This window comes from Mycolicibacterium sediminis, from assembly GCF_010731735.1.
Taxonomy (GTDB): domain Bacteria; phylum Actinomycetota; class Actinomycetes; order Mycobacteriales; family Mycobacteriaceae; genus Mycobacterium; species Mycobacterium sediminis.
On sequence record NZ_AP022588.1, the window covers coordinates 860,112 to 873,955 of the forward strand.

The following is a 13,844-nucleotide window of genomic DNA, read 5'->3' on the forward strand; positions in this document are numbered from 1 at the left end:
CCAACCGAAACGTCACCGATGTCCTGATGCAGAACTGTCACCCATGTCCTAAGAGATGACAACCCTTCAACCGCCGCCCCTTCACGCCCTTTCCTGCCCGCCGCCGTGCACCTACCACCTGGGTCCGACAAATACGTTGCCCCGCAACACGGTTATCCCCAGACACCGGTTCATCCACAGGAGCCGAATCCATCCATCCACACCCGCCTCACGGCACCTAAAATCGAATACATGTTCGACTCGCTGGTCGCCGACACCACCCACCACCGCACCGGTGGCGGCGCGGTCGCCGCCTGGGCACGCGTCGAATCAGCCGCCAGCGCGCGCCGGCTCGCCGCGATGGCCGACCTCTTGGAAGCCCGCCGCGCCGGCGCGGACTCCGACAACCGCGAACAGTGGTACCTCGACAACTGGGCCGCCGTCGCCGCCGAAATCGGCGCCGCCCAGAACACCACCCCCGACGCCGCCGGCGCCCAACTACTGATCGCCCACGCCCTGCGCACCCGCCTCCCCCACGTAGGCGCCGTGTTCGCCCAAGGCCTGCTCACCTACGCCACCGTGTCCACCATCGCCTACCGCACCTTCGCCATCACCGACCCCACCGCACTCGCCGCGGTGGACGCCGAGATCGCCGCCGCCCTACGCACGTGGCCGCCAATGTCCAAACGGAAGCTGACGGTCGCGATCGACGCCATCGTCGAAACCCACGACCCCTACGCCGTACGCCGCTCCCAGGTCACCGCCCGGTCGCGCTACCTCGACGTCGACGCCGACGGCAACGGCTGCGCCACCCTGCTCGGAGTCCTGCTGGCCACCGACGCCGCCGCCCTCGACACCCGCCTCAACGCCCTCGCCGACACCACCTGCCCCGCCGACCCACGCACCAAAAATCAACGCCGCGCCGACGCCGTCGGCGCGCTCCTCGCCGGCACCGACCACCTCCCCTGCCTCTGCGCAACCCAGGACTGCACCGCCACCCCACCAGCCCCGACACCGTCCACGGTCGTCTACGTCGTCGTCAACGACGACACCCTCGACGACACCACCCCCGCCGACGCTAGCCAGGACGCCGCACTCGACGGAACCACCCCCGACACCAGCATCGACCTCATCGCCCTACGCCGAGACCGCGACGCCCACCACGCCGCACAACAACAGACCGCCCAGCGTGAGACCGCCCACCAGCAGGCGGAGGCGCCCACCACCTCGACAACGGCCACCGGCGAGACGCCTGCGTCCTCCACCGAGAAGCATCCCTGGGAACGGTCCCTGCAGGAGATGCTCACCAACGACGACCCCGGCCAGCCCGCGGCCACCCGACCCGGCCAGATCATCGGCGGCCCCTACCTACCCGGCGCCATCACCCGCCGCATCGCCCTCACCGCCACCATCCGCCGCGTCATCCACCCCCGCGACACACCACCCGAACCCCGCTACACCCCCTCGGCCAAGCTCGCGGCGTTCGTGCGGTGCCGCGACCTCACCTGCCGATTCCCTGGCTGCGACGTCCCCGCCACCGGATGCGACCTCGACCACACCATCCCCCACCCCACCGGGCCCACCCAGGCCTCCAACCTCAAGGCACTATGCCGCCGACACCACCTCCTCAAGACCTTCTGGGGCGGGGCCGGCGGCTGGCGAGACCGACAACTCCCCGACGGGACAGTCGTCTGGACCGGCCCCGACCAGAGCACCTACACCACCACCCCCGGCAGCCGGCTGCTCTTCCCCGCCCTCTGCCACCCCACCGCACCCCTCGACCCCGCCATTCACCAAGCAGCAGCAGCCGCGAGGGACGCGACACCGACGTCCACCCTCCCCATGCCCACACGCCAACACACCCGCACCCACGACCGAACCCAACGCATCCACCACGAACGCACCCTCAACGCCCCACACGTCGAACGCTGGCAACGCAAAGCCACCCCGACGTGCTGACTACAGTGCGAGACACCATGACCGAGCAGAACGCCGGCGAGCCCGACGACACCCTCCGTGACGACCATCGATACCTGCTGCACCGGCGGGCGCTCACCGAGGACGACGCCCGACCCGACGCCGTCGAGCGTCGACACTCGGCCGGCGGGCGCACCGCGCGGGAGAACGTGGCCGACCTCGTCGACCTCGAATCCTTCGTCGAATACGGCAGATTCGCGATCGCCGCGCAACGGCAGCGCCGAGACCTCGACGACCTGATCGCCCGCACCCCCGCCGACGGCCTGATCGCCGGCACCGCTCGCATCAACGGTGGCGCCTGCGCCGTGCTCTCCTACGACTACACGGTGCTGGCGGGCACGCAGGGCGTCCTCGGTCACCGCAAGAAGGACCGGCTGTTCGAGGTGATCGAGCGGATGCAGTTGCCGACGGTGTTCTTCGCCGAGGGCGGCGGCGGTCGGCCCGGCGACACCGACTACCCGGTCGTCTCGTCGCTGGACGTCCGCGCCTTCGCACTGTGGGCGGGCCTGTCAGGTCTGGTACCGCGGATCGCGATCGTGAAGGGCCGATGCTTCGCCGGAAACGCCGTCATCGCAGGGTGTTCGGACCTGATCGTCGCCACGGAGGACGCGTCCATCGGCATGGGCGGGCCGGCGATGATCGCGGGCGGCGGCCTCGGCGACGTCCGCCCCGACGACGTCGGTCCGATCTCGACGCAGGCACCCAACGGCGTCGTCGACGTGGTGGTCGCCGACGAGGCGGCGGCGGTCGCGGTCACGAAGACGCTCATCGGGTACTTCCAGGGCACCACGTCGCCGGGGGCGGTCGCCGACCAGACCTCGTTGCGCACGCTCGTCCCGGAGCGGGCACGCCGCGCCTACGACGTCCGCCCGATCGTCGAAACCCTTGCGGATACCGGCACGGTCACGTTCCTCCGCGAGCGCTTCGCCCGCGAGATGGTCACCGCGTTCGCGCGCATCGAGGGCAGGCCCGTCGGCGTGATCGCCAACGACACCCGCGTGATGGCCGGCGCGATCACCGCTGACGCGGCGGACAAGGCGGCGCGGTTCCTGCAGCTGTGTGAGGCGTTCGGCCTGCCGGTGATCTCGCTGATCGACTGCCCGGGCTACATGGTCGGCCCCGCCGCCGAGGCCGACGCGCTGGTGCGGCGCGGGTCTCGGCTACTGGTAGCGGGTGCTGCGCTGACGGTCCCGCTGATCGCCGTGGTGCTCCGTCGCGGCTACGGCCTGGGCGCGCAGGCGATGGCGGGCGGCAGCCTGCACGAACCGCTGCTGACCGTCGCGTGGCCGGGCGCCCACCTCGGGCCGATGGGCCTCGAAGGTGCCGTGCGCCTTGGCATGCGGAAGGAACTCGAGGCGATCGCCGACGACGCCGAACGCGAGGAAGTCGTCCGCCAGGCCACGGCCGCAGCACAGGAGAACGCGAAGGCGATCAATGCGGCCGCAATGTTCGAGATCGACGACGTCATCGATCCCGCCGACACTCGGAACCTCATCGCCAACACGCTCGCGGCGGCCCCGCCGGGAAGGAGGGACGGCAGACGGCGTTACGTCGACACGTGGTAGCTCGACGTTAGAACGGGCTGCTGTTCTGTTGCCACTTGGCCTCTTCGGGTCGCTCGCCGAAGCGGCGGGCGTAGTCCTCGTGGATGTGGGCGTCGCGCTTGCGCTTGATGACGTCGACCAGGTTGGGGTCGAGACCGTGCTGACCCAGCCGGTGCCTGCGCCACACCTTGTTCAGCGCCACCGCCATGAGCACCGCCCACACGTAGATGGGCGCGGTCATCTCGAGGTGCACGTAGAACGACGCGGGGATCAGCCACAGCGGCCCGAGCACCAGCAGCGGCGGTATGGCCATCCGGATGACGTGCCTGCGCACCGCGCCCTGGCCCGCAAGGTCCTCGGCCACCCAGCGGTTCATGGACGGGGGCAGCCGGCGACCGTAGGAGTAGGCGATGTACTGCAGGGCGTTCGGCCTGTCGTGGGCCATGGTGACTCCTGTCGGTGAGTGGTGTCAGCTGTCGAGTGCGCCTGCGGCGAGCGCAGCGGTGTTGATGCGTGTGAGTGCCCGGCGCAGCTCGATCAATTCGTCGAGGTCGACACCGAGCTTGGACACGACGGTAAGCGGTATCCGCAGCGCGCGGGCGCGTAGGTCCGCGCCGGCCTCGGTCAGCTCCACGCGGATGGTGCGCTCGTCGGCGGCACTCCTGCTCCTCGTTACGAGGCCGAGCGACTCGAGGCGCTTCAGCATCGGGGAGAGCGTCGCGGAATCCAACTGCAGCGCCGCGGCGATCTGCTTCACCGACAGCGGGGCGTCCGCGCCGGCCTTCTGGTGGTCCCACAGCGCCAGCATGACCAGGTACTGCGGGTGCGTCAGCCCGAGCGGTTCAAGCAGCGGCCGGTATACGGAGAGCACCGCGCGGTTGGTCACGGCCAGCGCGAAGCACACCTGCTGCTCGAGTGCGAGCGGGTCGATCTCCGTTTGCGTCGTCGCCGTCACCCCACTGATGGTACACGAATGGTTAGGGCACTAACGAATGTCACCGTGCTCACCAGTTGCGCACACCCGGGGCGTACCCGGCGGGATGATCGGCGACCTCCACGCCCGGGCTGACCAGCTGGTGCTGGTAGTCGGCGGTGAACATCCGGTACAGCGACTCGGGTGGCACGGCGCTGGCCTCGTCCAGTTCGGCGCGCGACCCAGCGGGCAGCTCGACGTCCAGCGCGGCGATCGTCGCGTCGAGCTGGGCCACGCTGCTGGCACCGATGACCGCCGACGCGATGCCGGGCTGCGTCGCCACCCAGTTGATCGCCACCTGCGCCATCGTCACGCCCAGGTCGTCGGCGACCTTCGCCAGCGACGCGAGGACCCGCCACTCCCGCTCCGAGCGCACCGAACCCGCCGCGCCGTCGCGCGCCAGTCGACCGTCACCGGCCAGCCCGGCACCGTCGGCCCGGTACTTTCCGCTCAGGAAGCCGCCTGCCAGCGGGCTCCACGCGGAGATGCCCATCCCCAGCGTCCGGCCCATGTCGACGTGCTCGGTCTCGATCGTCCGCTCGACGAGCGAGTAGGGCAGCTGCAGGTTGACCACCGGCGCCAGCCCGTTGGCCACGGCGAACGTCTGCCCCTGTGCCGCATACCAACTCGGCACGTCCGAGAACCCGGCGTAGCGGATCTTGCCGGCCCGCACCAGGTCGTCGAACGTCCGCATCACCTCCTCGACGGGCGTCAGCCGGTCCCACGTGTGCAGCAGGTACAGGTCGACGTAGTCGGTGCCGAGCCTGCGCAGCGAGTCCTCGAGCGCACGGACCATGTGCTTGCGGCCGTTGCCGCCCGCGTTGGGATCACCGGGACTGACGCTGTTGGTGAACTTGGTGGTGAGAACCAGGCGGTCACGGACCCGCGTTTCGGCGATCAACGTCCCGAGGATCGTCTCGCTCTCCCCCGCGGTGTAGAAGTCCGCGGTGTCGACGACGTTGCCGCCCGCCTCGACGTAGCGCCGGAAGATGGGGCGGACGTCGTCGATGCCCTTGCCGTACGCGGCGTGGTAGCCCGACGTCCCGAAGTTCATCGTGCCCAGCGAGAGTCGGCTGACCCGGAGTCCGGATCGGCCCAGCAGATAGTACTGATCGAGTGTCATGACAGCCACGCTTCCCTCAACTTTTTGGACCCGCAAGTCCAGACGCCGGTGAAAGCAACGTCACAGGCATGGACGGGCCGCGAGCGGGCATGACGACCGTCATGTCGCGCTACCTGTACGCACTCGGACGCTTCAGCTATCGCAAGCGGTGGCTGGTACTCGTGACGTGGCTGGCGGTGCTCGCCGGGGTGGCGGGCGCCGGCCTCGGCCTGGGCGGGCAGCCGAGCGACAGCTTCAGCATCCCGGGCACGGAGTCGCAGCAGGCCGTCGAGCAGCTGCAGCAGAAGCTCCCCGCGTTCGGGGGTGCGCAGACGCAGGTAACGTTCGCCGCGACGGGCGACCGCACGCTCTCCGACTCGGCCACCGCGGCCGCCATCGACCGGGCCGTCGCCGAGGTCGGCAGGATCCCCGACGTCGCGATGGCAGCCGGACCGGCGCAGACCCGGCTGGCCTCGCCCGACGGCCGCGTGGCCCTAGGCACCGTGCAGTGGCGGGCGCCTCCCGGCGAGGTCGACGACGCGGCACTGGAGAAACTCGAGACGGCCATGGCTCCGGCCGTCGACGCCGGCGTCCAGGTCGAGTACTCGGGCAGCGTGTTCCCCGACTACAAGGTCGAGGTGCCAGAACTCCCCGAGATCATCGGCATCGCCGTCGCGTTCCTCATCCTGGTCGTGACGTTCGGGTCCCTGCTCGCCGCCGGAATGCCGATCATCACCGCGTGCGTCGGCGTCGGCATCGGTGCCCTCGGCATCTTCGCCGTCGCCGCGTTCGTCGAGATGCCCTCGGCCGCAATGTCGCTGGCGCTGATGCTGGGGTTGTCGTGCGGCATCGACTACGCGCTGTTCATCCTCAACCGCTACCGGACCAACCTGCTGCTGCTGCGGCCGCGCGAGGAGTCCATCGGACTGGCCGTAGGGACGGCGGGCAGCGCGGTCGTGTTCGCCGCCCTCACCGTGATCATCGCGCTGTGCGGCCTCGCGGTCGTCGGCATCCCGTTCCTCACCTACATGGGTCTGGCCGCCGCCGTCTCGGTCCTGGTGGCGCTGCTGATCGCACTGACCCTGTTGCCCGCGCTGCTCGGCTTCGCGGGCGGACGGATCGCCAAGTTCATCAGGACGCCGCTGCAACCGGGACGGGCCAAGGAGGTCGCCCAGGTCGCGGCCTACACGCCGCAGCGCACGATGGGCGCCAAGTGGGCCCGCACGGTCGTTCGGTTCCGCAGGCCCGTCCTGCTGATCGGCGTCGCTGGCCTGATCCTCATCGGGCTCCCGACCTTCGACATGCACCTGGGCCTGCCCAGCGGTGCCACGCAGGCCGAGTCGAACACCTCGCGGCGGGCCTACGACATCACCGCTGCGCACCTCGGCCCCGGCTTCAACGGTCCACTGCTGGTGGTCGCCGACACCTCGAAGTCGTCCGATCCGGCTGCCGTTCGGACGATCGCGGCGAACATCGGCCGCGAGAGTGGCGTCGTGACCGCGGCCCCCGCCATGGCCGACAACGGCGCCGCCGTCATCCAGGTCATCCCGGAGACGGGCCCCAACGACACGGCCACGGCCGACCTGGTGAAGCGCATCCGCGCCGACCGGGACGCCATCACCGCGGGCACGGGAGCGACGATCCAGGTCGGCGGCACCACCGCGTCGAACATCGACACCTCCGACAAGCTGGCCGCCGCCCTGCCGATCTTCTTGGTGGTCGTCGTCGGGTTGGCGTTCGTCCTGCTCACCATCGCCTTCCGCGCGGCACTGGTGCCGATCACGTCCATTGTCGGCTTCCTGCTGTCGGTGTTCGCGGCGATGGGCGTGCAGGTCGCGATCTTCCAGTGGGGTTGGGCAGCAGGGATTCTCGGCGTCACGCCCGGTGAGACGATCAGCTTCCTACCGATCATCGTGCTGGCCATCGTGTTCGGCCTGTCCAGCGACTACCAGGTGTTCGTGGTGTCGCGGATCAAGGAGGAACTCGCCAAACAGGATGACGCCCTCGAGGCGATCCGCGTCGGCGTCGGCCTGTCCGCACGCGTCGTCACCGCGGCCGCGCTCATCATGTTCGGGGTCTTCATCGCGTTCCTGGTCGGCGGCGATCCGATCATCAAGTCGGTGGGTCTCACCCTGGCCGTCGGCGTCTTCCTGGACGCATTCGTCGTCCGGTTGACCCTCATCCCCGCGGTGTTGGCGATGCTCGGAGACAAGGCGTGGGCGCACTCCCGGTGGTTCGACAAGTACGTGCCCGACGTCGACATCGAGGGGACTGCGCTCGAGCGCGACGCCGACTACTCCACGTCGTCCAGGTGACGGGCGATGGCGCGTGCCACCGGCGCGGCCTGTCTGCGCATCGCCCGTAGCGGACCGATCAGCGGTTCCTCGTAGCCCGAGAACCACAGTCCCGCTGCGTTCGTCGGGTGACCGTCGTCGTCGAGGACCCCGAGGTGACCGACCATCGACTCGAGCCCGCGTCGGTACCCGGTCGCGGCGATGACGGCGTCGGGGGTGGCGACCGTTCCGTCGGCCAGTGCGACGCGGTCACCGTCGAAGGACTCCACGGCGGCGACGATCTCGATGCGGCCCGTCCTGACCAGCGGCACGAGTTCGTCGGCGATGGTGGGGATCTGCGCGTCCTCGAGCAGAGCGGTGTAGATGCCCTTGTGCGGCATGGCCAGTCCCGCGTCGGCGAGGTCGCCGAACCGCAGTCGCCGCATGACCGCGGCGGCGCCGTCGAGCACCGGCACCGGCAGGTGGACGAACGCGGGGCTGAACGCGTCGACGGGAACGCCGACCGCCGACCGTGGCACCAGGTGCGGCGGGGTCCGCACCGACATCCGGATGCGGCGTGCACCGTGCGCAGCGAGTTGCAGGGCGACGTCGGTGGCCGAGTTGCCCGAGCCGACCACCAGCACGTCGCGCCCCGCGTACGGCGAGGCGTTGCGGTAGTCCTGCGAGTGGAGCAGATCGCCGCCGAAGCCCTCCATCCCGGGCCACGGCGGGATCGCCGGTGTGTGGTAGTTGCCGGTTGCGACCACGACCGCTGCGGCGCTGAGTGTTTCGTGATCCGTGTCGACCCGCCAGCGCTCGCCGTCGCGGTCGATCCGGAGCACCGCGACCCCCATGCGCAGCCGCAGCCCCTGGCGTCGTGCGTAGTCGTCGAAGTACTCCACCATCGCGTCACGCGACGGCCAGCGACCGTGGCGGCGGGGTATCCGCTGGCCGGGTAGATGCGACCAGTAGCCGCAGGTGTTCAGCCGGAACCCGTCGTACCGCCCACGCCAGGACGACGCGGGCGTCGCCGCGCGGTCGACGACGAGGGCGTCGACGCCCTCCCGGTGGGCCAGTTGGCGGGCGATGGCGAGTCCGGACGGGCCGGCGCCCACGACGACGACCCGCTCGGCCCTCATCTACGGCAGGTGTCTCGTGGTCATCAAACCCTCGGTGAGGTCGCGGTGCAGCTGCTCGACCATCGACCGGCGGCGCAGCGGCGGGCTGTCGGTGTGAGCCTCCTCGGCCACGCCCGAGATCACGTCCGCGAGCGCCTCCGTCGAGGTCCACCGCGGCTGCCACTCCAGCTCGGTGCGGGCCCGCGAGCAGTCCAGCAGCGGAACGCTGAACGCGAGGTCGAGCCAGCCGCGGTCGATCGGCTGCGCGCGCAGCCGCCAGCTGACGTCGACCAGCTTGCCCAGCACTCCGGAGGGCACGTGAATCTGCTTGGCGCCCAGAACCTTCGCCACCTCGGCCCGGCCGATCGGCGGCTCGGCGGCGAGGTTGAACGCACCGGTCGCGCGTCGCTCGATCGCGCTCGAGAACGCCTCGGCCACGTCGTCGGCATGGACGAGCGGGATGCACAGCTTGCGATCCAGGGGCAGCACCGGGAGCAGTGGCACGGCGAGCATGGGCACCCACCCGGGGAGCGCGTACCGCATGAGGCCGCTCGCCGCCGCCCTCTGGACGATGAAACCGGGGCGCATGCGCGTGATCCCGACGCCTTCGTCGCCGTACTCGTTCTCGTAGCCGTCGAGGACCGCCTCGGCGGCGGACTTGTCCCGGCTGTAGGGCGACGACGGGATGCCGCTCGTCGACCACGACTCGTCGACGCGCTCTCCGTAGCGACCGCCCGCGTAGGTGCCCACCGAGGACATGTGCAGCAACTGCCCGACACTCGCGGCGTGGGCCGCCTTCAGCACCGCGGTGGTACCGCCGACGCCGAGCTTCGTGAGGTACTCGGTGTTGCGCGTGGGTTGGAAGCCCCACGCCAGGTGGACTACTGCGTCGGCGCCCTCGAAGATGGTGCGGAGTTCGCTTGCGGCAGCGGGTTCGGCGAGGTCGACGCCATGCCACCGGACGCCGGCGTACAACCCGGTGGGTTCGGGCGGCCGACGGACGACACCGATCAGTTCGTGGTGGGCGTCGGCCCGGGACAGGCGACGGAGCAGAGCCGTACCGACGTTGCCGGAGGCTCCGGTGATCACGATGCGCATTGGATGCGGGTTGCCGCGTCGCCGGATGTCAAACCCGGTTTGCCCCGGATGACCCCGGGTATCGGGGGTCGATGAACCTCCGAAATGATCCGCACGGCCGCGGCGTCGACACCGCGAGCATCCTTCCCCCCGTCACCCACGACCATCCCGTCCGCGCCCAGGGCAACCGCCTCGTCGCCGTGGCCGACCTCGACGAGCGTCGGGTGGTCGAGGTCGAGACCGCCGAACACGGCGTGCTCGCCGTGGGCGTCACCGCCGACGACGTCCCATTCGCGACGAGCAACGTCTGCCGTCACCAGTACGCCAAGCTCGGACGCGGACGCGTCACCGACGACGGCTGCCTCGAATGCCCTTGGCATCGCGCCGATTTCAACGTACGGACCGGAGCGATGACCGCTGGCCCGAAGGGGCGAATCTTCGGCTTCAAGCCGTACTCGGCAGCGTTCAAGGCCGTGGGAAACGCGTTCAGGCTCCGGACGTTTCCCGTCGAGGTGCGCGACGGGGCCATCTGGCTGCGGGACTAGACCGCGGCGGCCGTGTGCTGCCGGTCGCGGGCCGCGTGCACCGAGGTGAGGAACTTCGACACCTCGGTTGCGCAGCGTCGCGCGTGGGAGGTGTCGACAAGGTCGAAGGCGTGGCCGGCACGCGGCACCTCGCAGTACCGAACCGGATTGCGCGACACCGCGCCCAGGGCGGCATGGAAGTCGCGCGCCTCCTGCACCGGAATGATGGCGTCGTGCTCGCCGTCGATCAGCAGCGTCGGCGGCGCGTCGGCGTGGATGCGCGCCATCGGGGAGGCCGCCTCGAACACCTCGGGGTGACGGGACTGCTTGCGTCCGACGACGACCCGCTCGAGGAAGCCCTGGAAGTTCTTGCGCGACGTCGTCGACCGGTCCTCCCAGTCGTACCGGCCGTAGATGCCGACCACGGCGTCGACGGAGGTGTCGGCGTCGTCGGTCAGTTCGCCGCGGAACCGCTCGTCGCCCGGGGTGAGCCCCGCCAGGGTGGCGAGATGTCCACCGGCCGAGCAGCCGGCGATGGCGACGAAGTTCCGGTCACCGCCGAAGCGATCGACGTTGGCGCGCGCCCAGGCGATGGCCGCATTGACGTCGGCGACGTGGCGGGGCCAGCGGTGCACCGGCGAGACCCGGTAGTCCATGGTGAGGCAGACCCAGCCCTTGCGGACCAGGTGCGCCAGCAGCGTGTGGCCCTGCAGCACGCGGGTGCCCTGCACCCAGGCGCCACCGGGGACGAACAGCAGCACCGGTGCGTCCGGCGGCAGGTCGGGCCTGCGCCACACGTCGAGCAGCTGGGAGGGGTGGTCGCCGTAGCGGACGGAGCCGCGGTCCAGGTAGCGGCGCTTCTGCGCGCGGGACCGCAGGAACGGCGGCACCAGGCTGCCGTTGATGGCCTCGACGTCCTCGCCCGGCGCCTCGACCGGCACCTGCACCTCGGCGCCGGTACCGGCGCGGCGGCTGATCGCAGCCTTCAGAGCCGCGGGGGCATAGTGACCGCCGTACAGCGCCATGGCCGTGAGGCCGGCGAACGGTTCGAGGTGCTTGCCGACGACCGGGAGCGTCGAGTACATCCGGGTCGCGGCGAGTGCGATGTCCATCGGATTCAGTGCGCGGGGAATGTCGAGCACGATCTACCACCTTGGCCGGGTCGGGGCTACAACGAGTACGACGCCGGCTGGTCTGCAGCGCAGAGGTTGCTGTACCCCACGGTCCCCGTCTCGAAACCGTACCGTGGAAGTCATGAAATCTCTCGACGTCGCCGGAATCGGCACGGTCAGCCGCATCGGCCTGGGGACCTGGCAGTTCGGCTCCCGCGAGTGGGGGTACGGAGACGACTACGCCTTGGGCCCCGCACGCGACATCGTGCAGCGGGCGCTCGCTCTGGGCGTCACCCTCTTCGACACCGCGGAGGTCTACGGCCTCGGCAAGAGCGAGCGCATCCTCGGTGAAGCGCTCGGAGACGATCGCACGCGGGTCGCGGTGGCCAGCAAGATCATGCCGGTCGCCCCGCTACCGGCCGTGGTCCGGCAGCGCGCCCATGCCAGCGCGAAGCGTCTGGGCGTCGACCACATCCCGCTCTACCAGATCCACCAGTCCAACCCGCTGGTCCCCGACTCGGTGATCATGCCGGGCATGCGCGACCTCCTGGACGACGGCACCATCGGCGCGGTCGGCGTCTCCAATTATTCGCTGGCCCGGTGGCAGAAGGCCGACGCCGCGCTCGGTAGGCCCGTCATTAGCAATCAGGTGCACTTCTCGCTGGCCCATCCACAGGCGCTCAAGGATCTCGTCCCGTTCGCCGAGCGGGAGAACCGCGTCATCATCGCCTACAGCCCGCTGGCCCAGGGGCTGCTGGGCGGTAAGTACGGCCCGGACAACCGCCCTGGCGGCGTACGCGCACTGAACCCGCTGTTCGGGACCGAGAACCTGCGCCGCGCCGAGCCGCTGCTTCAGACGCTGCGCGACGTGGCCGAGGACGTCGGTGCCCGGCCCGCGCAGGTGGCGTTGGCCTGGCTCATCAGCCTGCCGGGAGTTGTCGCCATTCCCGGTGCGTCGACCGTCGAGCAGCTGGAGTTCAACGTCGCCGCGGCCGACGTCGAGCTGAGCGTCGAGGCGCGCGATGCACTCACGCGGGCCGCGCGCGAGTTCCGGCCCGTCTCGGCGTCGCGTTTCCTGACCGACACCCTGAGGGAACGGATCAGTGGCGGCGGTCGAGGAACCGACTGATCCAGTCCGCCGTGGCGAACTCCCCGTACCTCCGGGGTTCGTCGATCACCTCGTCCCAGCGGCCACCCCGTTCGTCGGTTCCCGTGAGCACCACGGGCCCGACGAAGATGTTGCCGCTGAACACCAATCGTTTGCTCAATCCGTCGGCGTGGACGTCTACGTGATAGTCCACGTGTCCGCCCGCACCGGGAACCCTCTCGATCCGCCGCACGCGTCCCCCCGCTACCTCCACACCCGCCTCCTCCGATCGTCAGACTCGGGGATGAGCGGCGTAACGTCAACGGTGTTGACATAAGGGGGACGGGATGACGTCGAGGGACGGGCAGCCGCGCAGGCAACCCGCCGCCGGGCGCAGGCGGCGACGCACCCAGACGGGCATCGAGCTGTCCCGGGAGACGTACGTCGACGCCGCGGTCCACCTCATCGAGAACCGCGGGGCCGCAGTCCTCAGTGCCCGCACGCTGGGTACGGCGGTGGGCGCCGACGCAACTGCCCTCTACAGGTACTTCACCGGCATCGACGACGTCCTGCGTGCGGTGGCCGACCGGATGATCGGGATCGCGCTGGACCGGTGGACCCCGGACGGCGACGACTGGGTCTCGTCGCTGCGCACCCTCGCCAGGGCGCTCTACCACGTCTACGCCCGGGAGTTCCCGCTCGTCGGATACGCGACCGCCGTCCGCACGACGGGACTGGCGAACGAGATCCGTGCCGTCGAGATCACCATCGGCCTGCTGCGCGACGGCGGGTTCGACGAGGCGGGTGCCGCGCGGTGCTTCCGTTCGCTGTCGGACTTCCTCCTCGGCCAGGCGATGATGGAGAGCGCCTTCGCCGCGCTGCCGTCGGACATCCAGCTGGCCGACCACGCCGTATGGGACGACCTCCCCGACCGTCTCGCCACGGCAAACGCGCCGCACACGGAGTCGGTGGCCGCGCACCTGCGGACGCTGATGCAGGAGTCGTCCTTCGACGACGCCCTGGAACTCGTGATGCGCGGACTGGTCGCCTCACCACGCTCGTAGCGCCCCCGTCGCAC

13 protein-coding genes are annotated in these 13,844 nt (G+C 70.2%); 6 read left to right on the forward strand and 7 right to left on the reverse strand.

Going from position 1 to position 13,844, the window contains the following annotated elements; translation table 11 throughout:
- Positions 1-231 precede the first annotated feature (231 nt).
- Together G6N64_RS04245 and G6N64_RS04250 are read left to right on the forward strand one after the other, a co-directional pair.
- Entirely contained in the window at positions 232-1,938 is a 1,707-nt protein-coding gene (locus tag G6N64_RS04245) for an HNH endonuclease signature motif containing protein (protein ID WP_163795750.1), read from the forward strand.
- Between the two features lie 17 nt (positions 1,939-1,955).
- Entirely contained in the window at positions 1,956-3,521 is a 1,566-nt protein-coding gene (locus G6N64_RS04250) for an acyl-CoA carboxylase subunit beta (RefSeq protein ID WP_163795751.1), read from the forward strand.
- Between the two features lie 7 nt (positions 3,522-3,528).
- Here the strand turns inward: G6N64_RS04250 and G6N64_RS04255 are convergent, their stop codons facing one another.
- Genes G6N64_RS04255 through G6N64_RS04265 form a run of 3 tightly spaced genes read right to left on the reverse strand, consistent with a single transcriptional unit; the run spans position 3,529 to position 5,596 of the window.
- Complete coding sequence (locus G6N64_RS04255) at positions 3,529-3,945, reverse strand: DUF5313 domain-containing protein (protein WP_163795752.1); 417 nt, start codon at positions 3,943-3,945, stop codon at positions 3,529-3,531.
- Positions 3,946-3,969: 24 nt separating this feature from the next.
- The gene (locus G6N64_RS04260) at positions 3,970-4,455 is read right to left on the reverse strand and encodes a MarR family winged helix-turn-helix transcriptional regulator (RefSeq protein WP_163795753.1); all 486 of its coding nucleotides are present in this window, start codon (positions 4,453-4,455) and stop codon (positions 3,970-3,972) included.
- 49 nt (positions 4,456-4,504) lie between these two features.
- The gene (locus G6N64_RS04265) at positions 4,505-5,596 is read right to left on the reverse strand and encodes an aldo/keto reductase (RefSeq protein ID WP_163795754.1); all 1,092 of its coding nucleotides are present in this window, start codon (positions 5,594-5,596) and stop codon (positions 4,505-4,507) included.
- Positions 5,597-5,664: 68 nt separating this feature from the next.
- Here G6N64_RS04265 and G6N64_RS04270 point away from each other — a divergent pair, with 68 nt between their 5' ends.
- The gene (locus tag G6N64_RS04270) at positions 5,665-7,890 is read left to right on the forward strand and encodes an MMPL family transporter (RefSeq protein WP_246230937.1); all 2,226 of its coding nucleotides are present in this window, start codon (positions 5,665-5,667) and stop codon (positions 7,888-7,890) included.
- On the opposite strand, the gene G6N64_RS04275 is transcribed toward G6N64_RS04270, so the two are convergent.
- Together G6N64_RS04275 and G6N64_RS04280 are read right to left on the reverse strand one after the other, a co-directional pair.
- Positions 7,869-8,987, reverse strand: a complete 1,119-nt coding sequence (locus G6N64_RS04275) for a flavin-containing monooxygenase (RefSeq protein WP_163795755.1) — start codon at positions 8,985-8,987, stop codon at positions 7,869-7,871. The two genes, G6N64_RS04270 and G6N64_RS04275, sit on opposite strands and share 22 nt — an antisense overlap.
- On the reverse strand, positions 8,988-10,064 hold the full coding sequence (locus G6N64_RS04280) for an NAD-dependent epimerase/dehydratase family protein (protein ID WP_163795756.1): 1,077 nt from the start codon (positions 10,062-10,064) through the stop codon (positions 8,988-8,990). It abuts the gene before it with no gap.
- Positions 10,065-10,135: 71 nt separating this feature from the next.
- Here G6N64_RS04280 and G6N64_RS04285 point away from each other — a divergent pair, with 71 nt between their 5' ends.
- Positions 10,136-10,588, forward strand: coding sequence for a Rieske (2Fe-2S) protein (locus G6N64_RS04285; RefSeq protein WP_163795757.1), 453 nt, complete (start codon positions 10,136-10,138; stop codon positions 10,586-10,588).
- Here the strand turns inward: G6N64_RS04285 and G6N64_RS04290 are convergent.
- Positions 10,585-11,679 carry an alpha/beta hydrolase fold domain-containing protein gene (locus G6N64_RS04290; RefSeq protein ID WP_276017588.1) on the reverse strand — a complete coding sequence of 365 codons (1,095 nt, stop codon included), beginning with the start codon at positions 11,677-11,679 and terminating at the stop codon, positions 10,585-10,587. The two genes, G6N64_RS04285 and G6N64_RS04290, sit on opposite strands and share 4 nt — an antisense overlap.
- Positions 11,680-11,821: 142 nt before the next feature.
- Between G6N64_RS04290 and G6N64_RS04295 the strand changes: the two genes are divergently transcribed.
- The gene (locus G6N64_RS04295) at positions 11,822-12,808 is read left to right on the forward strand and encodes an aldo/keto reductase (protein ID WP_163795758.1); all 987 of its coding nucleotides are present in this window, start codon (positions 11,822-11,824) and stop codon (positions 12,806-12,808) included.
- Here the strand turns inward: G6N64_RS04295 and G6N64_RS04300 are convergent.
- A complete protein-coding gene (locus G6N64_RS04300) occupies positions 12,780-13,040 on the reverse strand; it encodes a hypothetical protein (protein ID WP_163795759.1) in 261 nt (86 codons plus the stop codon). The two genes, G6N64_RS04295 and G6N64_RS04300, sit on opposite strands and share 29 nt — an antisense overlap.
- Before the next feature lie 73 nt (positions 13,041-13,113).
- On the opposite strand from G6N64_RS04300, the gene G6N64_RS04305 reads away from it, so the two are divergent.
- Positions 13,114-13,830, forward strand: a complete 717-nt coding sequence (locus G6N64_RS04305; RefSeq protein WP_163795760.1) for a TetR/AcrR family transcriptional regulator — start codon at positions 13,114-13,116, stop codon at positions 13,828-13,830.
- The last annotated feature ends 14 nt before the right edge of the window (positions 13,831-13,844 follow it).